Raw genomic sequence first — 22,417 nt, forward strand, 5'->3', positions numbered from 1 at the left:
AAGTATATCTTTATTTTGGAGGGGAACCATGAGTTCACTGATTACATACTTTTTGTTGGGCATTTCATTAGCTGCCCCCATCGGACCGGTCAATGCAGCTCAACTGGATAACGGGCTCAAGCACGGTTTTTTCTCTGCATGTGTGTTTGGTATAGGGGCACTTCTAGCGGATGTTATTTACATGCTGTTGGTTTATCTCGGTGTCATCAAATTTATTGATATGGAATTCATGAGGTCATTTTTGTGGTTTTTTGGATGTTTTGTTCTTACATACACAGGAATTGAAAGCATGATAAAGAAAGAAGAATTCAACCTGAATAGTGAACAGAGAGGAAGGCCGGTCCTTTCAAGGTCGTTGTTTTCAGGATTCCTGATTTCCATATCCAATCCTTTAACCATCCTCTTTTGGATTGGAATCTATGGAAGCGTGCTTGCCCAGACTGCCAGCAAATTCACTCATGATCAATTGCTTCTATACAGCAGTGCAATGATTGCAGGCATACTATCATGGGATTTTACCATGGCAAGTTTAGCAAGTCTTGCCAAAAATATATTTCATACGGGCTTTTTAAAGGTGATTTCAGCAGCATCTTCTTTATCAATGATCGGGTTTGGAATTTATTTTGGCATACAGGCAATCAAAGCACTGTTATAAAAGGAAAGCGCTTAGTAAGCATTTCATTTTCTAAGCGTTTTTCTTTTATCTTAGAGGGTATGGTATTAAAGCAATCCTTTAGTGGAATGAATAAGATTCAATGGACTTATTACATTTTTCTTCAGTTTATTTTTAAATCAGGAGGTGGACGTCTTACTGAGTAGGACGATACATAATGGCACTAAATCTCTTTCTGCTTGTATTATTAATAGCGATGACGGCGTTTTTCGTAGCAACTGAATTTGCGATTGTAAAGGTGAGGACGTCAAAGATCGATCAGCTGATTACAGAAGGGAAGAAAGGGGCGGTATCAGCCAAAAAGGTGGTCTCACACCTGGATGAGTATTTATCTGCTTGTCAGCTGGGTATTACCGTCACTGCACTTGGGCTTGGGTGGCTTGGAGAACCCACCATTGAAAAGCTGCTGCATCCTATTTTTGAATATTTTCAATTAAGTGAATCACTGACTCAAATATTATCATTTGGTATAGCCTTTTCGTTAGTCACATTTTTGCATGTCGTAATTGGAGAACTGGCCCCTAAAACCATCGCAATTCAAAAAGCAGAAGCGGTCACACTGCTTTTTTCCGGTCCAATCATCCTCTTTTATAAAGTGATGTTTCCATTTATTTGGTTGTTGAATGGATCGGCCAGAATATTTGTAGGGCTATTTGGCGTCAACCAAGCTTCAGAAAGTGAATTGGCCCATTCTGAAGAGGAAATCAGGATCCTATTATCGGAAAGCTATGAAAGTGGGGAAATCAATAAATCCGAGCTTAAGTATGTCAACAATATTTTTGAATTTGATGAACGGATTGCTCGGGAGATCATGGTTCCCCGGACGGAAATGGTGACCATCTCCAGAGAGGCTACTTTCGAAGATGTGAAAGAAATTATTTCATCCGAACATTATACCCGTTATCCCGTTGTAGAAGATGGAGATAAAGACAATGTACACGGGTTTATCAACGTGAAAGAATTCTTGACGGCCAAAATGGTCAGAGAGATTGGAGGGGATAGTCTTGAACCATTCATCATTCCCATCATCCGTGTCATTGAGACCATCCCTATCCATGATCTTCTCGTAAAGATGCAAAAAGAACGTGTACATATCGCGTTGCTCCTGGATGAATATGGGGGCACCTCAGGGTTAGTAACGGTCGAGGATATAATCGAAGAAATCGTCGGTGAAATAAGGGATGAGTTTGATGAAGATGAAATACCAGAGATCCAGAAGATAGGGGAGGACCATTACATTATCGATGCTAAACTGCTGCTTCACGAAGTAAATGATCTGCTTGAAACCAACTTCTTTCATGACAGTATCGACACCATCGGCGGGTGGTATCTTGAGGAATGCATGAATCAGCAAAACAAGGAAATCAAAACAGATAACGGTTTTCTATTTACCGTTCATGAGGGTGACGGACATCATATTCATTATCTGGATGTGAAGAAATTAGTTTGACCAACAAAAAAGGAAAAAGGCTAGAATCATTCAAGCCTTTTTCCTTTTTATATGTGGGTTAAATTATTAGATTGTTTTTATCTATTAGCTTTTCATAATGAGGTGAGTTTATATCTTTCATAAATATATGCAATTCCTCTTTTGTCTTCTCATCTAGACCTTTATAGATTAGAAAGGCCTTCGTCTTTTCAGAAGTAATCATCTTTCTGTATAACTTAGAAATTCTTTTACTCCTGTGGGTGTCCATTCAATCCATCCACTCCTTGATAAATGATTAAGATTATTATAATCATTATAAGCTTGTTTTTTCAAGATATTACACTTAGATGTTATTAAATTATTATATTTTAGTCTCTGTTATACCGCTGTTGATTTCCGTGCAAAACTTCGCTTTCCTCGGGCGGTTGGTGAGCCCCCTCGTCGCGATGCTTCTGCGGGAAGAAAAGTGGAGGGGCTTTGCTCAGAGGCGGGTGGCATAAAACGAACTGGCCACGAAGGCGGTTCTTTGCCTTCTTGGACGAGTTGGCTTATAACATGTGCCTCTAAGCCCCAGAGCTGGAGAGGTCTCACCTAACACGCTTCTCCCGCAGGAGTCTTCGTTTTGCACTCCAATCAACCGCTAGAGCCTAACCAAAATCAATAATATTTTTTAACCATCCTCTTTAATCATAAATAGATAATTTCTAAAAAATTCATTATGAATCTAATCGTCTTTTTTATCAACGATCAGTATCCCGTTTTTGTTAATTTCTCCATAAAAAACATCTTCTACATTATGTATCCCTTTATCCATCAGTTGACGGTGCACCCATTCTTCAGTCAGGTTCAGCTTATTAAGGTTTGAATGTACCAGCTTTCCATCACTGATGACTTCCGTTCCTATAGGGGGAGCTGCAGGATTTTCAAAAGAAAGATTGAGGTCTGATTTCGTGATTTCTTTTTGAGATTCCTTTTTTAACACAGATAATTCACCATTCGTTTCGAAGATGGCGTAATTTACTTCTTGTAGTGAAAATACATCCTTTTGCCTCAATAATGCCATCAATGAATCAACATCAAGTCGAACAGCTTTGAGCTGATTTTCCATTATTTTTCCTTTTTTTATGAGAATTCTTGGTTCCCCATCAAGGAGAGCCCTTGCTTTCTTTGAATGGATATCAATGTAGCCGAGAGTCACGGTTATGATACTCCATCCAAGTAACGCAAGGAGCCCGTTCCGAATGGTGAGCGAAGGATTGAACACTAAATTAGCTCCGATGCTTCCAATTGTAATACCAGAAATAAAGTCAAAAAAAGTCATGTGACTGAGTAATTTTCTGCTCATCCATCTAGTCAGTAATAATAGAGTCGTGAAGGACAATAAAAGCCTTATGGACAACTCCCATATACTCATCCTAAATGCGCTCCTTTTCCGATTGTTTTTGTATACCATTTCCTAAAAAGATTATTTTTATTACAAGTGAACTGATCACCACAAAAGATGATGGGACAAACTTATTAACCCTGGCTAAAAGACGAACAATTTCAGTGCAGGCTTTTATTACTGATTATGATTTCCGTGCAAGACTTCGCTTTCCGCGGGTAGCCCGTGAGCCTCCTCGTCGCGTTCGCTCCTGCGGGGTCTTACATGTCTAGCTGCAGGGCTTAGAGGCACAGGTCATAAGCCAAACCAGCCAAGAAGGCAAAGAGCGCCTTCCAGGCTGATTCGTCTTATGCCCCAAGCCTCTGAGCAAAGCCCTTCCGCTTTTCTTATAAGCTACTATTCCCGCAGGAGTCTTCGTCTTGCACTCCAATCAACCGCTGGAACAAGCTAAAGACCATACGCACACTTGAAAAAATCCAATAAAAACTCCTACCTAATATGAATCCTAGAATTCAATTAGTTCAGGTTTCATTTAGACTAAAACATTTTTGTCCCAGCCATCTTATTTCAATCCATACCACAATTTTACAATTAATCACAGACTGTTATTTGTTTCCAAAAAGAATTACATTAAAGTTAAACTGAAGGAAGTACGCAGTTTTGAAGTCGTCTATTGTCCAATCCTGATTCAATTACCGAATTGGATGAAGTTTTTTCTGATCAAGTAGTAGTCGGGAGTCGTTGAGTTCACCTACAGGCGCGCTAATCTAAAAACAATTAAAAAGGAGTTCATATCATGATATCTCAGGGAAAGTGGTTCCCCATGATTCTTATTGCTATTTTGCATATAATGTTTTTTGCGACGACTTCTTCAGCCACTTCCTGGGCATATCCCTTTGTTGTGTGGGATGGGTATAGATTTGAAGTATTAGATGAATATGTGGAAGAAATCGATTCTGAAATCGGGGAAGTAACTAGTTACTCGGATATGGAGACACTTTCTGGAAATTTCTCGAATGAATATATAGAAGGTACAAAATATTATTCTATTAAAGGAATTTCGACGGATGAAGCAATAGCTGTAAAAACAGGTTCACAATACAAAAAAGCAGTCAGGATTGGGGAATATAAGACAGGGATCCGAGTGAAAGAAAAAAATAATTTGTTTACCTTTGTAGTTATTTCCGCAGCGGCTGCATCAATATTGATATTTTATTTGAGGAGAAGATGAAAAATAAAGACCGTACCTGAAGAATGGAGGGAATAGCAGATGTGGAAGAGAATGTTATTCATTATGGCTGTAATAGCAGCTGGATATCTAATTTTCATCAATTGGTCAAATCTGACGGGTAAAATGTACAGTTTTGACAATGAGCAATTGGCTGCCAAACTTGAGATTCTATCGTTTGAATCAAAGGTGCCGGTACTTGTCCCTTTTGAAGAAATGAAAATATTTGATACCAAGTTAAAGAGGGACGGTACCAAACAACATTACGAAATCACATTGATGAATAAGCACAAGGAAACCTTGGTTTACAGTGTGGCGAATCATGAAGAAGAGATCGACAGTGGAACGAAAACTGAAAAAGTGGAAATTGGAAGTGGTATAACGGGAAAGTATATACCTAATGAAAATGGCATCCGCAGACTCTTTTGGAGACACGGAGACGTGTATTACGGTATTACTTATCATCCTAAAGTGACTCCCCATGATTTGAGTAAGGGAAGGTTGATTGAGATGGCGGAGTCGATAGAGTAGTATAAATTCCCGGTAGATTAGTAAATGCATTATGTTTATTATACGAATGGAAGTGAGCTAAAAACATGAACAAAATCCATCAACTCCTGACAAGGCAAGAGCAAAAAGAGATGAAAGCCCTATATGACTATGTAAATAAGGTCAGAAATCAAATTTCAGCTTCGGCAAGTTCGGTTTACATCATTCAGGGCGGCGATGTGATCGGGGAATGGTACAATGGAATAGACCCTTCCTCTAATAGAAAAATAGATGAACATACACGCTATAATGTCTATTCCGTACGTAAAAGTTACATAGGGCTTGCTGCCGTACTTCTGCTTCAAGAAGGGAAAATCGCCAGTTTGGATGATCCGGTTTCTACATATTTAGGTGAAAAAGAACTCTACAATGGGATAACGATCCGCCACCTTGTCACACATACTCACGGACTGAATGACGAACAGACGGGAATCACTAAGTCAGCCACCCCGGGGACAGTTTGGGATTACAACAACGCAGGTTTATCTTTGTTGTATAAAATCATCTTGAAGGCATCGGGGTCAACGGTAAATGAAATTCTTACTGAGAGTGTATTCAACCCGCTGCAATTTAATGAAACAGGATGGGAAACAGGACCTGGAGAACACCTCACAGCAGATGTGAATGAACACAATGAACCGAATATCAGGTTCGATGATCACACCGGATTTGAACGGAATCTATACGTCAGTACAAGAGAGCTTGCTCATTGGGGATATGTTCATTTGAATAAGGGACGTATCGGCAATGAACAAATTCTCCCTGAAACACTATTTGACATGACAACTGCGATTCAGACACCCGAACAACTAAAGTATACTCCTCAAAACGGATTCTTTTGGTTCCTGAATGAAAATGGATATGAGAAAAGTGAGTTGGGAGAAGAATTACCGGCTGGATCGTATCAAATTCTCGGCGCATCAGGCTGTACCTGCCTGGTCATTCCCAAATATGATGCTGTCGCTGTACGTATGTATAACAAGAGGGGGAACCCTCCAGGATATGACTATCTCAGGGATATCAAAAACTTCGGAAATATAGTGAATTCAATTTTAGCAAATAGACTCCAGGATTAGAGTCACTTTTTAAAACATATTGTTGAATTAGGGAGGTATTACCCATGAAAATTCCTGAGCATCTGCTCTCTATAGAGAGACTGAAATTACGAGAAATGAAGGAGAGCGATTGGAAAGAGGTTCATGATTACGCATCTCTGGAAATTGTCTGTCAGTACCAGCCCTGGGGACCAAATACGATTCAAGATACGCGAACATTCATAGAGGAGGTATTGGCAGATAAAAAAATGCAACCAAGAACCCGCTTCATGTTTGCAATTGTGCTGCTTGATGATAACCGTCTGATCGGAGCCGCAGAATTGAATATTCGCGATTCTCAGCATAAGAATGGTGAAATCGGATATATCGTGCATCCAGATTTATGGGGTAAAGGCATTGCATCAGAAGCGGCAAAATTGATGATCCAATTAGGATTTACACACTTTCATTTACACCGTATTCAAGCCACCTGCGACCCCAATAACATAGCTTCTTCCAGAGTGCTGGAGAAAGTCGGCATGAAAAGAGAAGGGGTATTGCGTGAATCCATCATGATTAAAAGCGGCTGGCGCGATACTGCCATTTATAGTGTCCTGGAGAGTGAGTACCATGAAAGATAAGAGAATAGGAGTAATCAAATAATGCTTGATACTGTGCTGCCAAAAATACGATTGAGAGATTTAAGAATGGAAGATGTGGAAGACCGTTATCAATGGTGTCTTGATCGTGATGTTACTAAGTATTTAAATATGCCGGATACCTATCCTCCGTTTACACGAGAAGAAACATCCATGTGGATTGAAATGTGCATTAATCGTACGAATGGGTATGAACAGAAAGCCATTCTTACTGATGAAGGTGTCCATATAGGCTGGATTGATTTGAAGAATTTTGACCTGGTCAATAAGCATGCGGAACTGGGTATAGCTATTGGAAATAAGGCTTATTGGGGAAAAGGCTATGGACAAGCTGCAATGAAAGAGATGTTAAAATTTGGGTTTACTGTTCTAGGGTTGAATAAAATATGGCTGCGGGTTGAAACGGATAATGAAAAGGCGATTCAGTCCTACAAACAAATTGGCTATGTTGATGAAGGAATTTTACGACAGGATAGACTTAGGAATGGTGAATATGTTGACCGTTTTAGAATGAGCATACTTAAGAGCGAATTTTACAGTTGAGCAATTTGTTGTTCCATCCATACTTAAAGTAACGAATAAAGCTTGAACTTATAATCAACCAACCCCCTGGATTCATATTATTTTTAAAGGGGGGAGCACGATGAAGAAAAAGAATTTTAAAATTCAGCATGAATATAGGCAGAAGTTAAGAAAAAAGGAACGATATCAAACATCTTCATTGGAAATCATCATCATCGCGATCCTCATGTTTGCTTTTATTATTGGTAAATGGATCTTTTCATTAAATTGAAGCAGTACAGCTTGGGGATCCCAGTGTGTACTGTTTTTATTTTAAACAAGATATTTTACAAAATAATCAATAGACGAAACCTTTTGGTAATTCATTCGTACTTAATGGTGCAATTAAACTTTGAAAGGGGTGTGCATCATTAGTCGATTATATCTTATGCTGCTAATTGTACCGTTATTTTTATTAATCAGCTGTTCGAAAGCCACAATTCAAGAGCAGATCAAAGAGGGGGAAATTCCTTCTCAAACTACATTGAAATTCACCCATAATGGACAGACCTTTCACATCATTCCTCTTTATGAAGAAGTGCTGAACTATACAGGTTCGGCAAGAGATAACGCTTCCCTGAATACGAAGAAGATGTACTTTGAAAAAGTACTTGAACCTTTTCAGGACAAAGTCGATGAACATAATGCAGATGCCGGGTCCTATTATTTTGATTATTTTTTCCCCACTAAGGATGTCGCAGAACTAGAAGAAAACACTGCTGAGCTTCTTCAAAATCAGAAAGTAATCAATGGTTATATCAAAGAATCTCTTATAAAATCCTCTAAGCATATCGCAGGCGGCGACAAAACAATCTTTATGCTTCCCAGTAATCCTGAGATGACCGTCATCCCGGATAAAATGGAAGGTATTTCCGGTGTCACCTTCAGTGATGATGTAATTTTGCTGCAGATTGATCCTTCATTTACAGAGAAAGCCCTGAAGTATACTGCAGCTCATGAATATCATCACACAATAAATATGGAAGTTATGGGGATGAAGCGAGAAACTTTATTAGGATTAACCCTTAATGAAGGAAAGGCGGATTCATTCGCAAAGATTGTCTATCCTGATCATAATCCTCAATGGACCGAGACGTTACCTGAGGATTCAGAGGAAGCTGTATTGGCAGAACTTAAGAAGAATCTGAACTCATTTGATTTATCGGTTTACTATGAATTCTTTGGAGGGGAGCCATCAAAAGGGCTGCCTCAATGGTCCAATTACAGGATAGGTTTCAGCATTCTGCAAAGTTACTTGGACGCCCATCCTGAGGATTCAATTGAGGAATGGACAAAGCTTGAAGCGGAGGAAATTCTTCAAGGAAGTGAATATAAGCATTTGTTAAATTGAAATAATTCATTAAATGAAAGAGTATTGAATATATTACTGTCCAATGCTCTTTCATTGATTACTTCCATTCCCTGAATATCAAATCAGATGACACTGGTTTCTTATCGATTTCCCTTGCCCACACCGATAACTGCCCCATATGATGAACTTCGTGGGTAACGATATGCAGCAGGACTTTATGATAAGGGAAGTCATAGCTGACGCCTTTCCGTGTGGTAACTGACAAAATCTTTTCATTCAGGTCTGCCTCAATGGTATGCAAGAATTGTTGTGTGTTCTTTTTGATTTCGTTTGAAAACACGATTATCTCTTCAAGACTTGTAGACTTAGTAAAGTCTTTCTTTGAAACTGGTTCCCCATTCATCTGACTGATCCAAATATGCTCGCAATTAATTACATGGAGTAAGTTGTGTAAGATACTGCCCATACCGCCGACCCGCTCTTTCGTTAATTCTTCATTTTGAACGTTTCGGCACCATTCAAACCACTCCTTCCTCACTTGCCAGTTGTATGAAAATAGATTATTAATCATTGAATTGTTCTCCATTCTTTAATATCGTTTTTGAAGGAAAGCGAATTATAAAACCTTTATTTTCCATATTTTATATACTATACTAATCTTACAATTAATCAATATCTCAATGAAATAATAATGAGAGGTGGCCGTATATGATATACGTAGTCAGACATGGGCAAACGGATCTCAATAAAGAAGCAAGACTGCAGGGCAGGAATGGATTGCCATTAAATGAGGAAGGACGCAAACAAGCTGAGAGTTTGAGAGAACGATTGAAAGAAGTAAGGTTTGATTATGTGTATTCATCTCCCCAGGAAAGAGCCATTCAAACGGCTGAAATTGCAACTGGAATGCAGCCTCTCATAGAGCCTCGGCTGGATGTTTACGATTTAGGAGAAGCTGATGGATTAAAGAAACATGAAGTTCAACTGGATGGCATACTTCCCGACAGAAACTTATACTCAGGTATGGAAGACATTCAAGATTACATAAATAGAGTATTCAGCTTTATGGGGGAACTGCAGCTGAAGTACGGGGAAAAAGAAGTGAACATACTACTATCCGGACACAGATGTACGACGGGAGGGATCGGGGCTTTTTTTGAAGGTGTACCTGAAGATCAGAATATATTAAGATTTTCCTCTAACAACGGTGACTACAAAAAATATGAGTTTGCGATAAAAAAGATGGTAAAATGAAGATAAACAAAAAAGAACGGATGCAGCCGTTCTTTTTTATGCATTTTTAAGGTTTTTACCTGCATCATGAACCTGTTCTGATTGAATAAATGATCTAATCAAATAATATATTCCCGGAATGAAGATGCAGCTGCCAATGATTAAGTAAATGTACCTCATCTCCATCAGGCTGATCGAAGCGAACAGGATTCCAAGCGGCATGGTGACTCGAAGGAAGAACAAACGAACCGCGCTTAATTGCGAGAGTCGATTGCGAGGAGCATGCTGCTGGAAAATGGCTGCACTTTGAGCGTTGAAGAGAGGGAACATGATACCTCCAAACAGCTCACACAGCCAAGCGAGGTAAATGGAATCTACTAAAAATAGCAGTGAGAATGAGAGACCGCCCCCGATTAAGCCTGCATACATAAATGCGGAGGTACGTGGTAATTTTCTTAATATAAGCGTACCAGCCGCATACCCGACCGGGAAGGAACCGGCAAAGATTGCATATTCCCATTGTTGTCCGCTCAATTCACTTCTAATGAAAGGCACGCTTAAGACCATCGCTGCCCCTACGGCGAACTGAACGAGTGAAGAAAGAAACGTCAATCGTACAAGAACCGGTACGCTGAAGAAACTCTTATATCCTTCTTTCATTTCCGACCACCAAAATCTCCTTGACCATGCTGCCCCCTTTTTTTGATGGGGTAACTTGATACGTGCAAGTGAAAAATAACTCAATAAAAATAAGGAGGCAGAAAGGATATAAACATAATGCAGCGGAATCAGGAACAGAAATAAAGAAGTGACTCCGGGAGCAAGAAAGCTCATTAATCGGAGCGTTCCATCCAATAAACCGTTGGCGTTTATCAGTTCTTCTTCTCTACACAGTTCAGGAACCAATGAAAAAGATAGGCTCCCATAAATCGGCTGTAATAAACCGAGTATGCATTGAAGAACAATAAGGCCAATGATTGCCGCTTTATCATTTCCCATCGTATAACCCAGTAAAGGGAATAAATAGACAACCGCCCTGATCAATTGCATGTTCATTAACATTTTTTCCTTTACCACATGGTTCAGGATTGGAGCACTTACGCTTTGCAGGATCAAGGAGGGGATGAAATAGACAAGCCACAAGGCACCCATCCATTCCTTGGAACCGGTGATTTCATATAACAACAGACCATTAATGATCCCTCCCGCTGCCCCCGCGAACTCTGAGACGATTTCCCCGGTCCATAACGCTTTGAACCCAGCAGAATATCTATTCATTTTCTTATTCCCAGAAATTGTTCAAGCTTATTCGTTAATGAATGAATCTGTATTTCATTTATCGAGTAAATACCTTTATCTGTTCTGACGAGTTTTGCTGCCTTTAATAGGGAGAGCTGATGGTGAACAGTCGTTTTAGAAAGGTTGAACCTTCCGCTGATTTCCTGGAGGGAGAGAGGGCCTTTCATAAGTTCATAAAGTAATTTCAAGCGGGTCCCGTCTCCTAACGCTTTATGTCCATTTATCAAATCCTGCCCAGGTACTCCGGGTTCCAATAAGTACTCTTCTTTTACAGGGTAGAAGAAGAGTTTCGTTTCAGAGGTACGTTGTTCCATTACCCATGGACGATAGGAAACATGGGGGATCAATTTGATGGTCCAAATCGAGGGTTCAGGTACATAGCGTACTCCTCCGGTTATCCGCTCTATTTCTTCAATTGGATTTTTTTCATCCAATGATGCTTGCAGCTTATCTTCATATTGTAAAGCTTTGCTCCATGTAGACCATTCTTCTTTTTGGCTGATCCAGGCAAACCATTCCTGTACAGAGTCAATCAATAATTCACGAAGTTCATCCAGCCCTTGCCGGGACAGATTTTGTATGTATCCTCCAAGAAATTCATGATCTTTGAATTGTTCAACATACGTATTTAAGAGTTCGTTATTCAACATATTTTCTGCAAGGGATCTTCTTAAGTTTTCACATTCTCTATTTTTATACGGCAGCACGATTTCATAAAATTCCTCGTAGGTTACCTGATAGAGAGAATTCGAAAAATCTCGAATGGTTTCTGCTGATAATTTATTTTGAAGCATAATAAGGGCAAACCAGGAATTTGTCTCTTCGATCCAAATTAGTCTATTTTGTAAGGCAGCCGGCATCGAAGGACTATCCATTTTCCATTTCTCATCAAAATCAAAGGTATGCCGCAGCTTGGAATGTGTATATCCTGCGATTCCTAAAATGATTTCCCATACAGGAGATGATTCAACTTTAAGAGATATCTTTTCTTTGGATTGGGGTGAATAATACTTCATCATTTTCCTCCTTTAGGTAAAAGCGTCTTGGTTATAGGATATAGTAAGAAAAAATATAATTCAATATATTTCGAATTATATATTCAAAAAAATTAAATTGTTAATATATCCACATTTGAAGGGATTCAACATGGAATTGAAGAAATAGTATCTCAGAAAAAGGAGGTAAAATATGAGTGAGAAGCTAATAAGAGTGGGTACCAACTATATTCCTGTAATCGATGTGGACCGTTCAGCAGAATGGTACGAAGGAAATCTTGGAGCGGTGTTGAACTATAAAGACGGAGAGAAAGCCATACTTGATCTGGCTAACCAAAGCCTATTTCTTGTAAAAGCAGAAACGGGACAAACTGCAAACTTTCATGACCATGATGGAGCAGTGAGGTTTTCAATGACGTTCGAAGTGGATGGACTGGAAGTATTGAATTCCCTTCACACAGAATTAACTGAAAAAGGAATTGTTGTCGGGGAAATTGAAAACAGGGGACATGCGGGCAGAAACTTTGTCTTCACCGATCCTGATGGTAATAAGTTTGATGTCTGGAGTGAGTTGAGCCCCACTTTTAAAGAGAGATGGAATTGAACGATTTAAAAAGGACCAATTATTTAGGTCCTTTTTTTCGTTTGATAAGCCGGCTGTGGATTGGTGAAACGGAATGATTTCAAATCAAGTTTAAATTATGATTTTAATTTAAAAAGCGACAGTAATCGCTTTTTGACTTACTTCTTTTTCCCAGCAATGGCAACGGTATGATAACCTCTGGAATCGGGTCCCATTAGCATTTCGATGTGATGAAAGCCGGTCTTGGTCATGACTGGAATCAATTGTCCCTCTATCAGCTCTTCAATTGAAGGCCACGCTTCTCCATCTTTTCCATTAGAAATGGTAAGAATCGTCATTCCTCCCGGGACTAACAAGCGGTGCATCTCTTTGACTGCTGCCTGCAGATCCTCCCAGAAGTATAAGGAATGGATGCTGAAAATTTTATGAAAGCTCTCGTTCTCCAAGGGGAGGGAATCAACGCTGCTGTGCACCAGCTCTGCTCTTCCTGATTGGATTTCTCTATGGTTCCTTCTATTCGCCAACTTCAATACAACAGGGGAAAGATCCACACCCGTTACATGTTGGACTTGCTCTGTCTTTAAAATTTTGTTCAAGGCATATCCTGCACCACAACCGAGTTCCAATACTGTGTCTTGTCTGTTCAAGTCCAAGAGACTGATCGTCCAATGAGTCTCTGGCTGGTGCTGTTTAACCATCTTTTCCCCAATGACATATCCAATCAATCCGGACGGCGTTTTGTATTGACGATCAATATAGGTGTGGAATAATTGCAGCATGGTAAGCACTCCTCTTCTGATTATTTTAACATCCATTTAAAGTATAATAGAGATGATGTATTAAACAATACAATATCAATTATACTTAATATAAATATTTTTAATAATGAGGTGAGCATATGGATATTAATCAGCTAAAGGCTTTTGATTACGTAGTGAGGATGGGCAGTTTCAGTAAAGCTGCCAGATACTTAAATTTATCCCAGCCGACTATCTCTTTAAGAATTCAAGGATTGGAGAAAAAAGTTGGTGGACCACTATTCCAGAAAGCAGGTAAGTCGTTGGAATTAAGTGAATTAGGGAAAGGATTTTTACCTTACGCCCGCCAGGCATTGGAAATCTTAAGCAAGGGGGTGGAAACCGCTCGTCATATGCAAGAAGGAAAGGCAGGTAAATTATCGGTCGGAACTTTGCCGACGTTCACAACTAAGCCTTTCAGTGAAATCATCTTCTCTTTATATAGGGATAATCCTGATATAGATATTGAGATTCATACTGGGCATAATCAGCAAATCGTGGACATGCTATTCGAAGGTCAAATCAAAATCGGCTTTATCACTCATCCTTTTTTCAATACAGATATTAAGAAACATCTTGTGTTGAAGGAGCCCCTTAAGTTAGTTGCACATCAATCAAATGGAGTCTGGGAGGTGTTGAATGAACACGGCACTACCTTAAACCAAATCTTTGGGAATAGCCGGCCGTATATAATGGTGGATTGGAGCAGTGATTCCAAGCAATGGCAAAAAAATCATATGGAACGGGACGTGGAAACCATTGAGCTTCCCCCGTTGAGCGCGCTTGACTTTATCAGCAATGGAAGAGGAGTTGCTTTGCTGACGGCTTCCATGATTGATACTCCCGCGATAAGTGAAAACATAAAGATCCTTGAGCATGCCAGTATACCTAAAGTCCATAGGGAAATAGCGTTGGTAAGTTTGGAATCCGAGCAGGATCTGTCACCTGTATATAAAAACTTCATTGAGTTGGTGAGGGAGACAGCTGAGTGAGGAAATTTATGTTAAAATAAATTTATAATTTTTGGAATTTTCGTATATGAGTAGGCGATTATAGAGATGCATGGGATATATGAACAAATGAAAGCAGGAAGTCCAAGGCAGCAAGCTGCCTATGAAGCTGTACAATCATTGAATGTGATGAATGACTTAAATCATTATCAACCGCTTGTATGCGGCACGATTCCAATCGGTATTGATATCGAAACGTCGGATCTGGACATCATTATGGAAGTGGAAGATTTGCAGCTCTTTGAAAAAGAAGTTCATCGATTATATAGCGCGAATGAACAATTCAGATTGAAATGGAAAGTCATCAGAGGAATACCTGTTGTAAAAGCAAATTTTACATATGGAAACTTTGAATTTGAATTATTTGGCCAGCCGCAATCGGTTTTTAATCAAAACGCTTATTTACATGTGGTAATAGAATATTCCATTCTGAAAAGCAGACCCGAAATGAAGCAGCAGGTAATTCGCCTCAAAATGGATGGCCTTAAAACGGAAGAAGCATTTTGTGAACTGCTCGGAATCAGCGGGGATCCTTATATGGGGTTGATTCGTTACGGTATAGAAAAAGAAATCATTAATCAATAAATTCAGGAGGGGAAGACGATGAAAATGCCTACGCATATAGTTGCTGTGGGAGGAATTGTTGAAGACGGAAAGGGAAATGTCTTATTGGTGAAAACCGTTCATAGAGGGTGGGAGACTCCAGGTGGACAAGTTGAAGTCGGAGAAAATCTGACTGATGCATTAGTGAGAGAGATAAAGGAAGAGAGCGGAATAGATGCTGAAGTATCGCAAATGATCGGGGTATACTCCAACACCGGAAATTATATTTGGCATGATGGTGAAACGGAAGTGCCGACCAAGGTCATGTTTGATTTTATCTGTCGATACACAGGCGGGGAGCTTGGTGTGTCTGAAGAAACAACCGACAGCAGCTGGGTTGCAAAAGAAAAAGTGTTGGATTTAGTTGAAACACCTGCAATCCGTGCTCGGTATCAAACATATTTGGAGTTCGAAGGAAAAATTAATTATATGGAGTATGTAACTAAGCCTGTTTTTGAATTGAAAGAAAAAAGGTCAGTATAAGGTTTTTTTGAGCTAGGGGAATTATTTATATGTTTTTCAGGTTACAACACGGAGGATGGTTGCATGGTTATTAGAGAAATACATACTGAAGACGCTGAAGAAATAATGAATTTGATCAAGGAAGTTGAAGCACACTCGGAATATATGCTTATGGAACCTGGAGAACGGCAGACTTCTGTAAAACAACAAAGAAAGATGATTGAACGTATACAGAAGCAGGAAAATGCGGTTATATTGGTTGCGGAGAAAGAAGGTAGATTGATAGGGTACCTGATGGCGCTTGGCGGATCTGCGAAAAGGACCAGACATTCTGCATACCTCGTCACTGGCATCTTGAAGGATCTCAGAGGTCAGGGTGTGGGAACTTCTCTATTTCAAACGGTGGAAAAATGGGCGGATAAACATCGTATATCACGCCTTGAACTCACTGCAGTGACTCGAAACTCTGCTGGAATCGCACTCTACCAAAAGAGCGGTTTTGAAATAGAAGGCACAAAACGCAATTCACTAATCATTAATGGAGAATTTCATGATGAATACTATATGTCCAAATTACTTTAACCAATTAATGACCCTTCAAAGAATAAAATATTTAAAGGAGTTTAACAAATGCATGAATTCAGTTGGGCAGGCAGTCAAGAACATTACGTTGATCAAGTTCAGGTAAAATCAATAAATGATATTGTGGTAGGACTATTTGGAGGAAATTCTTCCGCGGGACAATTTAAAAACGAAGACGGTTGTCTGGTCTGGTCCTCACCGGGAGAATGGGAGTTTGTCATAATCCTGGATGGGCATGACACAGCAGAAAGTGTCGAGTTAGTGCTGGAAACGCTTGAAAATAATAAATCACAAGTTTTTGAAATCTTTAAACAAGAAACACACGAAACGCTTCGTAGCTTGCAAGACTTTTTTATTGATACATTCAAGAGTGACAATTTTAGAGAGAAAGCAAAAAATATCCAAGGTGAAACGGCTTGCCTGATTGTGTACAGAAAAGAAAATCATCTATGGTGGCTCTCGATTGGTGACTGCATTCTCCATTTATTTAATCGGGAATTGTCTGCATTAGGGGAATTTCAACAGAATCACAGAAGTTTTTATGAATGGATTGGTAATAACAGTACGTTCAACAAGGCAATACCTAGTTATAGTACGGGAATAAAAGAATTGAGATCAGGAGAGAATCATATATTTTTGACAACAGATGGTCTGATAGAATGTCCGAATACACATTTTGAAGAAGCGCGATTCATTTTGCAGGAGTTCAGTGAAGGAACGCTTGAGGATGGGGTATATAATCTCATGAATGAAATTAAAAGAAACCAGGTTAAAGATAGTACAACAATCGTTACTTGGAAGACTTTTAATAACTTGGATGCGACAATTCCGAGTGATATGAAATAAAGCTTTAAAAAGGCGGTGAAAGGGAGGTTAAAAAGATTACGAACATGAAAAAGTTTCCATAAAAGTGAAACTTTCTATTCTCTAATTTCGTAAACTTTTTATAGCTATTAAAGGGGGGCATTGCAATTAACAAGAAGATTTTAACTATTTTAATCACCTTGGCAGCATTAATATTACTAAATTACTCATTCGTATTCATCTTTAACACCAAGTTCATTGACTATTCTTTTGTAGTTGGAATCATAGGGGCTGTTACGATTAAATTCTTCAATTCTTCCGGAAGCTTCACCGGCCGTCACATGGATATGCGTCTGCGCGGTACAACGGGAATTAAACAAGAGATTCAGGAGAAGAAATTCACACCGACTATCGGTTTTTATACGGCAATTGGGTACACTTTGGTTTCTGCTATAGTTCTATTTTTCTATTACAAAGATTTTTTTATTTCGTAGTAGTTTCATATGTTTTTCTAGTACGAAAAAAAGGGGGGACAGCAATGAAAAGAATGATGGGCAAGCTATCAACCGTATTATTCTTACTAGGATTGGCAGCATATATCACGATGTTATTTGGAAATGACTCATTTTTGTTGACCGGTGTGATTTTATCAATGATCGGCTTCTTATTTGCCTTATTCGCACGTAAAAGCTGGTACAGAAGAGTGGGATTATTCGGAAATGGGCTGATTATCTTCACGGTTATCATCATGCCGGTCGTCATCACGACTTTTTTCTGGAATCAGCCTTGATCTAAATCTACTAGTCTAGTGAGGAATATTAGATAGTATTTGAAATGAAGAAGGACTTAATCTTTCATTGAAAAAATGGAGGTCACCATGAGAAGAAAACTTATTGCAGCTGTCATCATTACAAGCAGCTTTCTGACAACAGCGGTAATTGCAAATTCTATAGCGTTCAACCATGCAAAGCAGTCATGTGTCGAGAATCAAAAAACTACTAGAGCAGAGAAAGAGTTCCTGGCATTTAATTGGTCCGTCAGCTGCAGGTAGTTAATAAATATAGGAGTGAAAGTGGAGCTTAAAGAGATTTTGCACTTTACTCCTTTTTTGATTCTCATAGTATTTTTACGTACTGAGTTTTTAAAGAATAGCTCAGAAAATATTCATGGAACAGTACAATTGCCATATTGGGAGATTATATGCTGTAATGAAAATAACTTGGTAATTCATACACACATTGTTAGTGCTGATTACAATCACTATCAGAAGGAGTTTTATAAATGTCCCCATCTCCAAAAGTCATGAAAAGAAGCGTAAAAGATTCATGGTACGTAAAATACGAAGAAGCACAGTTTCCTTCAATTCAAAAAGGTTGGGTGCTCCCCGCTGGCCGTTGGGCTGAATTTGATCCTTTTATCTTAATGGCGGAGGACTGGTTTAAACGCGGTACATTTTCAGATCATCCTCATAGAGGGTTTCAGACAATTACATATGTCATCGATGGAAGGCTTGAACACATTGATAACGGAGGCAGAAGGGATATTCTGGAACCTGGGGATCTACAATATATGAACGCAGGATGGGGCGCACGGCATGCAGAGGAAGGCGTGGACGATGATATTGCCCACACCCTTCAATTATGGCTGAATCTGCCAAAGCATCTGAAGAACTCAGATACTTTTTATCAAAATGTCTACTCAGAAGATGCACCTCAATTTAAGGTGGAAGGTGGTTCCGTGAAAGTTTTCGCAGGTGAAATTAGACCAGCTAAAGGACCCTTGAATTCACTTGTTCCTATTACATTAAGTGAAATAACCTTGGAGGATGGAGCCGAATATACTCATCATCTCCCTGAAAACCATAACTCATTTATTTACATTTTGTCCGGTGATGTAGAAATTGGTGAAAACAAATTAAACCTTAAAAAACATGGCGTAGCCACTCTTACGTATCATGAGCATGGAAGCAAAGAAACAACCAGCGAAGTACCCATTAAATCCAAACACCGTCGTTCCAAACTCCTTGTGTATTCAGGTGCACCCATCAAGGAAGAAATCGTACCATATGGACCATTCGTCATGAATTCGATGGATGAAATAAGAGAAGCGTTCCAAGACTTTCAAAATGGGAAATTCGGACCTCCAGCCAAATAAAGAAACGTATAGATAATAATTGTTTCATATAAATTAGGGAGAATATAAAAGGGGTGACCTGCATGGATATTTTCGAAGCGATTCAAAACCGTAGAAGCATGGGACTTGTCAAGGAAGAACCAGTCCCAAAAGAACTCATAGAAAAGATTCTGGATGCCGGAAATTGGGCACCCAGTCATCATCGGACAGAGCCTTGGCGCTTTTTTGTCCTGACAGGTGATGGGCGAAAACCACTTGGTGAAACACTCGTAAAAGTTGCCAGGGAAAATATGAACGAAACAGATAGTGAAGAAAGTAAGAAAAAGCTGGAAAAAACTGCTGCGAAACCATACCGGGCACCACTGATCATCGCAGTCGCCGTTGAACCAAGCGACAATCCGAAAGTGATTGAAATCGAAGAGTACGGAGCTGCCTATGCAGCAACTCAAAACATGCTTCTTGCAGCACATGCACTTGGGTTAGCGGGGATCTGGAGAACCGGTAAACCTTGCTATCACCCTTCAATGAACGAACTTTTCGGCTTATCAGATAAAGGGAAAGTGCTAGGATTTCTCTACTTTGGATATCCGAAGAAAGTTGCACCTGCCGGAAAACGCAAGGACGTCGAAGGGTCTGTGAAATGGCTTGGTGATGAGAGTGATTTCGTGAATTTGAAGGGAAACTGATAGGAGATTCATGATTTGATAAAGTTCACAGTATTAAAAAGCAGATGCTTTAAACAAAAAGTGCTCAGAATTCATATTCAGGGCACTTTTTCACGTGGTAAAGGTATATTATGGGGCAAATTTCATTGGAACTTGTTTTAAGCAGATTTAAACGACATTCATATCTGTGAAGACATTACATTTATGATCCATTATGTGTAAATATAATCCATTTTCAGGATTTATGATCCATTCTGGAAATATACAATCCATTATATGAAAATACGATCCATTCTCTAATTTTATGATCGTTTAAGAATCATTCTAATCTACCACCGCTTACCGCCTCTATATATCGATATTGAATAAAGGGTAGTACCCACTTTCAAATTGAATGCATGGTTTTAACACTCCTAAAGCGAATATGTAAACAATTCAAAACTCCATTTAATAAAAACACTATCTCCCGTACATACTAAACATACGTTCGGGAGGTGTAATCATTGGGAAATAAAGATTTTGAACAAATTTATGATCAGTACAAGCAGGAAGGAGCCCATCATCTTCAGCAGGAAACTTCAGGTTCCTCTGATGAAAGTGGTGGGGAAAAAATCATTGCCATACGTAAAAATGAGGACGATGATATTATCGCATTCAAAACAGAAAGTGGACGCGAACTCGATTACCTGACAGCGCTCGATGAAGCGAAATCAGGGAAACTCGCGCATGTCGATGTGTTTCACCGATACGGAAGAGATATCATCCGTAGTGAACCGGATGGAATTGAAGAGAACAATTTAAATAATTTGCCGCATTTTTAGGAAGCGAAAGGGAGTCTGAAACGTTATTTGATTCAGACTCCCTTTTTCTAAACAGCCTTGGCTCTGCAGTTTCATTTATTTCTTAAAACTGTAATGAACCCTCCCAGGATATCATGGCTTACTGTAAACCCTTTACGTTTATAAAATTCAAGAGCATTGCTGTTTCCGTTTGATACAAAGATAAAAATATCATCAATCTCATCAAATTGATTCAGCCAATCCATCGACATGGTGTAGAGTCGTGAACCGATTCCAAACTTTCTATAACCATCTTTGATGTAAAACTGAGAAAGGCAGCCTACATTTGCTTTTTGTACGGATGATAGATCAAAGAAAGTTGCAAATTCATTGGAATAGGTTTCCTTTGGAGAAACATTAGAATAGACATAACCCACAATTTGATTTCCATCCTTAACCACAACGGTATAATTATGAATAGCTTTATCAACAGAAGGAATCAATCTTGTTTCAAAACTCATATCATCAAAGAGTTCAGGAGTGATAGTTGCCACCGACTTTTGAAACGCCATCAGTTCATTACAGCTTTCACGGACATAATCCATTTTGTCTTCAGGAAGTACTTCAAAGGTGAAATTCACTTTTTTTCTCTCCTACCTTTTTATTGTATTACTATGTATGAATTAATTTTATAAGAAATCTTTTAAAACGGATACTTATTTAACATTATAAAAAAAATTGAAAGGCGATTTTATTATATATTCTCCAATGCTTGTTTGACATTTGTATAAGAAGTGACGTCATGGAACTCTGCTCCAATGGCTACTGCAATCTGCGCAAGTTGAGGGGAAATACCGGTGAGTATCGTACGGATGCCTAATAAACGCAAAACGCTCCCTATTTGTTGTAAGTAGCTGGCGGTCGTTTCGTCAAAAGTCTGCACACCCGAAAAGTCGACGATAACGTAATTGAGATTGAGATGTGCGATTTCAGGAATGACCTTTTCCATCAGATGGTTCACCCTATATGAATCGATGGTTCCTACCAAAGGAAGGACGGCGATGCCTTCTTTTAAAGGAACAATCGGATTCGAAAGGGTGTCTAGTTCTTTTTGATAGTCCTTTTTCATTTGTTTGGTCAATTTCTCAAAGGCAAAAACGGTTTCTACTTCGCTTACATCAAGCATGGCATTCATTTTTTGAAGGATCTTGATACTTTCTTTATTGGTGAGAGAAAATTCCTCCGCCCATTGAGTTGAAAGGTCTGCGAATATTTTTCTTGTGACGGGATAGCGAATAATTATTTCTGAAATTTTCCCACCAGAAAATATTTGACCTTCTGCGTTTTTCTTGCTCCACTCAATCAATTTTGAAGGAATTTCATTTGTCTCTTGTTCCAAGGAATCTCCCATAAATTGAAAAAACGTTTCATATACACAAACAGCATGATCTTTTTCCTCATCAGGAATTTTGATATTCATTTCTTTAATTCCTTGTTCGACTAGATTTGCTGCAATCCTTGAATGGTTATGCAGTAAGTAATAGGCAAGTTTTGAGAGTGATGACATGGTGAGTTGATACCTCCTTATAACATAATTATAGCAAGTTTGGAAAATGCGTTGTAGACAGAATTTTGTGAAAATG

General features: G+C 39.1%; 29 protein-coding genes. 22 read left to right on the forward strand and 7 right to left on the reverse strand.

What is annotated here, in order from left to right; genetic code table 11:
- The first annotated feature begins 28 nt into the window (after positions 1 to 28).
- The gene (locus tag AAEO50_RS03865; RefSeq protein ID WP_341980640.1) at positions 29 to 655 is read left to right on the forward strand and encodes a LysE family transporter; all 627 of its coding nucleotides are present in this window, start codon (positions 29 to 31) and stop codon (positions 653 to 655) included.
- 172 nt (positions 656 to 827) lie between these two features.
- Positions 828 to 2,123, forward strand: coding sequence for a hemolysin family protein (locus AAEO50_RS03870; RefSeq protein WP_341980859.1), 1,296 nt, complete (start codon positions 828 to 830; stop codon positions 2,121 to 2,123).
- A 703-nt stretch (positions 2,124 to 2,826) separates the two neighbouring features.
- Here the strand turns inward: AAEO50_RS03870 and AAEO50_RS03875 are convergent.
- Positions 2,827 to 3,516, reverse strand: coding sequence for a DUF421 domain-containing protein (locus AAEO50_RS03875; RefSeq protein WP_341980642.1), 690 nt, complete (start codon positions 3,514 to 3,516; stop codon positions 2,827 to 2,829).
- A 766-nt stretch (positions 3,517 to 4,282) separates the two neighbouring features.
- On the opposite strand from AAEO50_RS03875, the gene AAEO50_RS03880 reads away from it, so the two are divergent.
- The 7 genes from AAEO50_RS03880 to AAEO50_RS03910 all read left to right on the forward strand — a co-directional run bounded on the left by AAEO50_RS03880 (position 4,283) and on the right by AAEO50_RS03910 (position 8,868).
- On the forward strand, positions 4,283 to 4,717 hold the full coding sequence (locus AAEO50_RS03880) for a hypothetical protein (protein ID WP_341980644.1): 435 nt from the start codon (positions 4,283 to 4,285) through the stop codon (positions 4,715 to 4,717).
- 39 nt (positions 4,718 to 4,756) lie between these two features.
- Complete coding sequence (locus AAEO50_RS03885) at positions 4,757 to 5,245, forward strand: DUF4367 domain-containing protein (protein ID WP_341980646.1); 489 nt, start codon at positions 4,757 to 4,759, stop codon at positions 5,243 to 5,245.
- A gap of 65 nt (positions 5,246 to 5,310) precedes the next feature.
- Positions 5,311 to 6,339 carry a serine hydrolase domain-containing protein gene (locus AAEO50_RS03890; protein ID WP_341980648.1) on the forward strand — a complete coding sequence of 343 codons (1,029 nt, stop codon included), beginning with the start codon at positions 5,311 to 5,313 and terminating at the stop codon, positions 6,337 to 6,339.
- 44 nt (positions 6,340 to 6,383) lie between these two features.
- A complete protein-coding gene (locus AAEO50_RS03895) occupies positions 6,384 to 6,938 on the forward strand; it encodes a GNAT family protein (protein ID WP_341980651.1) in 555 nt (184 codons plus the stop codon).
- Between the two features lie 21 nt (positions 6,939 to 6,959).
- A complete protein-coding gene (locus AAEO50_RS03900; RefSeq protein ID WP_341980652.1) occupies positions 6,960 to 7,499 on the forward strand; it encodes a GNAT family protein in 540 nt (179 codons plus the stop codon).
- 100 nt (positions 7,500 to 7,599) lie between these two features.
- Positions 7,600 to 7,749 carry a hypothetical protein gene (locus AAEO50_RS03905; RefSeq protein WP_341980655.1) on the forward strand — a complete coding sequence of 50 codons (150 nt, stop codon included), beginning with the start codon at positions 7,600 to 7,602 and terminating at the stop codon, positions 7,747 to 7,749.
- Positions 7,750 to 7,905: 156 nt separating this feature from the next.
- Positions 7,906 to 8,868 (forward strand): DUF2268 domain-containing protein, encoded by a 963-nt coding sequence (locus AAEO50_RS03910; protein ID WP_341980658.1) that lies wholly within the window; start codon positions 7,906 to 7,908, stop codon positions 8,866 to 8,868.
- A 58-nt stretch (positions 8,869 to 8,926) separates the two neighbouring features.
- On the opposite strand, the gene AAEO50_RS03915 is transcribed toward AAEO50_RS03910, so the two are convergent.
- Positions 8,927 to 9,400: a DinB family protein gene (locus AAEO50_RS03915; protein ID WP_341980661.1), complete on the reverse strand. Its 474-nt coding sequence runs from the start codon at positions 9,398 to 9,400 to the stop codon at positions 8,927 to 8,929.
- A 137-nt stretch (positions 9,401 to 9,537) separates the two neighbouring features.
- Here AAEO50_RS03915 and AAEO50_RS03920 point away from each other — a divergent pair, with 137 nt between their 5' ends.
- A complete protein-coding gene (locus tag AAEO50_RS03920; protein ID WP_341980663.1) occupies positions 9,538 to 10,083 on the forward strand; it encodes a histidine phosphatase family protein in 546 nt (181 codons plus the stop codon).
- A gap of 36 nt (positions 10,084 to 10,119) precedes the next feature.
- Here AAEO50_RS03920 and AAEO50_RS03925 read toward each other — a convergent pair whose 3' ends face one another.
- Entirely contained in the window at positions 10,120 to 11,340 is a 1,221-nt protein-coding gene (locus AAEO50_RS03925) for an MFS transporter (protein ID WP_341980665.1), read from the reverse strand.
- Entirely contained in the window at positions 11,337 to 12,377 is a 1,041-nt protein-coding gene (locus AAEO50_RS03930; protein ID WP_341980667.1) for a winged helix-turn-helix domain-containing protein, read from the reverse strand. The genes AAEO50_RS03925 and AAEO50_RS03930 overlap by 4 nt, the downstream gene beginning before the upstream one ends.
- A gap of 172 nt (positions 12,378 to 12,549) precedes the next feature.
- On the opposite strand from AAEO50_RS03930, the gene AAEO50_RS03935 reads away from it, so the two are divergent.
- Entirely contained in the window at positions 12,550 to 12,960 is a 411-nt protein-coding gene (locus tag AAEO50_RS03935) for a VOC family protein (protein WP_341980669.1), read from the forward strand.
- Between the two features lie 137 nt (positions 12,961 to 13,097).
- Here AAEO50_RS03935 and AAEO50_RS03940 read toward each other — a convergent pair whose 3' ends face one another.
- Complete coding sequence (locus AAEO50_RS03940; protein WP_341980671.1) at positions 13,098 to 13,718, reverse strand: class I SAM-dependent methyltransferase; 621 nt, start codon at positions 13,716 to 13,718, stop codon at positions 13,098 to 13,100.
- Between the two features lie 119 nt (positions 13,719 to 13,837).
- Here AAEO50_RS03940 and AAEO50_RS03945 point away from each other — a divergent pair, with 119 nt between their 5' ends.
- From AAEO50_RS03945 to AAEO50_RS03995, 11 genes are all read left to right on the forward strand, one after another.
- Complete coding sequence (locus tag AAEO50_RS03945) at positions 13,838 to 14,728, forward strand: LysR family transcriptional regulator (RefSeq protein WP_341980673.1); 891 nt, start codon at positions 13,838 to 13,840, stop codon at positions 14,726 to 14,728.
- A gap of 66 nt (positions 14,729 to 14,794) precedes the next feature.
- Positions 14,795 to 15,331, forward strand: coding sequence for a DUF4269 domain-containing protein (locus tag AAEO50_RS03950; RefSeq protein ID WP_341980675.1), 537 nt, complete (start codon positions 14,795 to 14,797; stop codon positions 15,329 to 15,331).
- 18 nt (positions 15,332 to 15,349) lie between these two features.
- Positions 15,350 to 15,832: an NUDIX hydrolase gene (locus tag AAEO50_RS03955; RefSeq protein ID WP_341980677.1), complete on the forward strand. Its 483-nt coding sequence runs from the start codon at positions 15,350 to 15,352 to the stop codon at positions 15,830 to 15,832.
- 63 nt (positions 15,833 to 15,895) lie between these two features.
- Positions 15,896 to 16,393, forward strand: coding sequence for a GNAT family N-acetyltransferase (locus tag AAEO50_RS03960; protein WP_341980679.1), 498 nt, complete (start codon positions 15,896 to 15,898; stop codon positions 16,391 to 16,393).
- A gap of 48 nt (positions 16,394 to 16,441) precedes the next feature.
- Positions 16,442 to 17,239 carry a protein phosphatase 2C domain-containing protein gene (locus AAEO50_RS03965; protein WP_341980681.1) on the forward strand — a complete coding sequence of 266 codons (798 nt, stop codon included), beginning with the start codon at positions 16,442 to 16,444 and terminating at the stop codon, positions 17,237 to 17,239.
- Between the two features lie 158 nt (positions 17,240 to 17,397).
- Positions 17,398 to 17,691: a hypothetical protein gene (locus tag AAEO50_RS03970; protein WP_341980683.1), complete on the forward strand. Its 294-nt coding sequence runs from the start codon at positions 17,398 to 17,400 to the stop codon at positions 17,689 to 17,691.
- A 44-nt stretch (positions 17,692 to 17,735) separates the two neighbouring features.
- Positions 17,736 to 17,987, forward strand: coding sequence for a hypothetical protein (locus AAEO50_RS03975; RefSeq protein ID WP_341980685.1), 252 nt, complete (start codon positions 17,736 to 17,738; stop codon positions 17,985 to 17,987).
- Between the two features lie 87 nt (positions 17,988 to 18,074).
- Entirely contained in the window at positions 18,075 to 18,248 is a 174-nt protein-coding gene (locus AAEO50_RS03980) for a hypothetical protein (RefSeq protein ID WP_341980687.1), read from the forward strand.
- A gap of 251 nt (positions 18,249 to 18,499) precedes the next feature.
- Entirely contained in the window at positions 18,500 to 19,351 is an 852-nt protein-coding gene (locus AAEO50_RS03985) for a pirin family protein (protein WP_341980688.1), read from the forward strand.
- Between the two features lie 62 nt (positions 19,352 to 19,413).
- The gene (locus AAEO50_RS03990) at positions 19,414 to 20,016 is read left to right on the forward strand and encodes a nitroreductase (RefSeq protein ID WP_341980691.1); all 603 of its coding nucleotides are present in this window, start codon (positions 19,414 to 19,416) and stop codon (positions 20,014 to 20,016) included.
- Positions 20,017 to 20,498: 482 nt separating this feature from the next.
- A complete protein-coding gene (locus tag AAEO50_RS03995) occupies positions 20,499 to 20,816 on the forward strand; it encodes a DUF3892 domain-containing protein (RefSeq protein WP_341980693.1) in 318 nt (105 codons plus the stop codon).
- A gap of 71 nt (positions 20,817 to 20,887) precedes the next feature.
- On the opposite strand, the gene AAEO50_RS04000 is transcribed toward AAEO50_RS03995, so the two are convergent.
- Together AAEO50_RS04000 and AAEO50_RS04005 are read right to left on the reverse strand one after the other, a co-directional pair.
- Positions 20,888 to 21,415, reverse strand: a complete 528-nt coding sequence (locus tag AAEO50_RS04000) for a GNAT family N-acetyltransferase (protein WP_341980695.1) — start codon at positions 21,413 to 21,415, stop codon at positions 20,888 to 20,890.
- A gap of 113 nt (positions 21,416 to 21,528) precedes the next feature.
- Positions 21,529 to 22,341, reverse strand: coding sequence for an STAS domain-containing protein (locus tag AAEO50_RS04005; protein ID WP_341980697.1), 813 nt, complete (start codon positions 22,339 to 22,341; stop codon positions 21,529 to 21,531).
- Positions 22,342 to 22,417: the final 76 nt, after the last annotated feature.

Origin of the sequence: Rossellomorea oryzaecorticis (genome assembly GCF_038405515.1) — a bacterium.
In the GTDB taxonomy this organism is placed as follows: Bacteria; Bacillota; Bacilli; order Bacillales; family Bacillaceae_B; genus Rossellomorea; species Rossellomorea oryzaecorticis_A.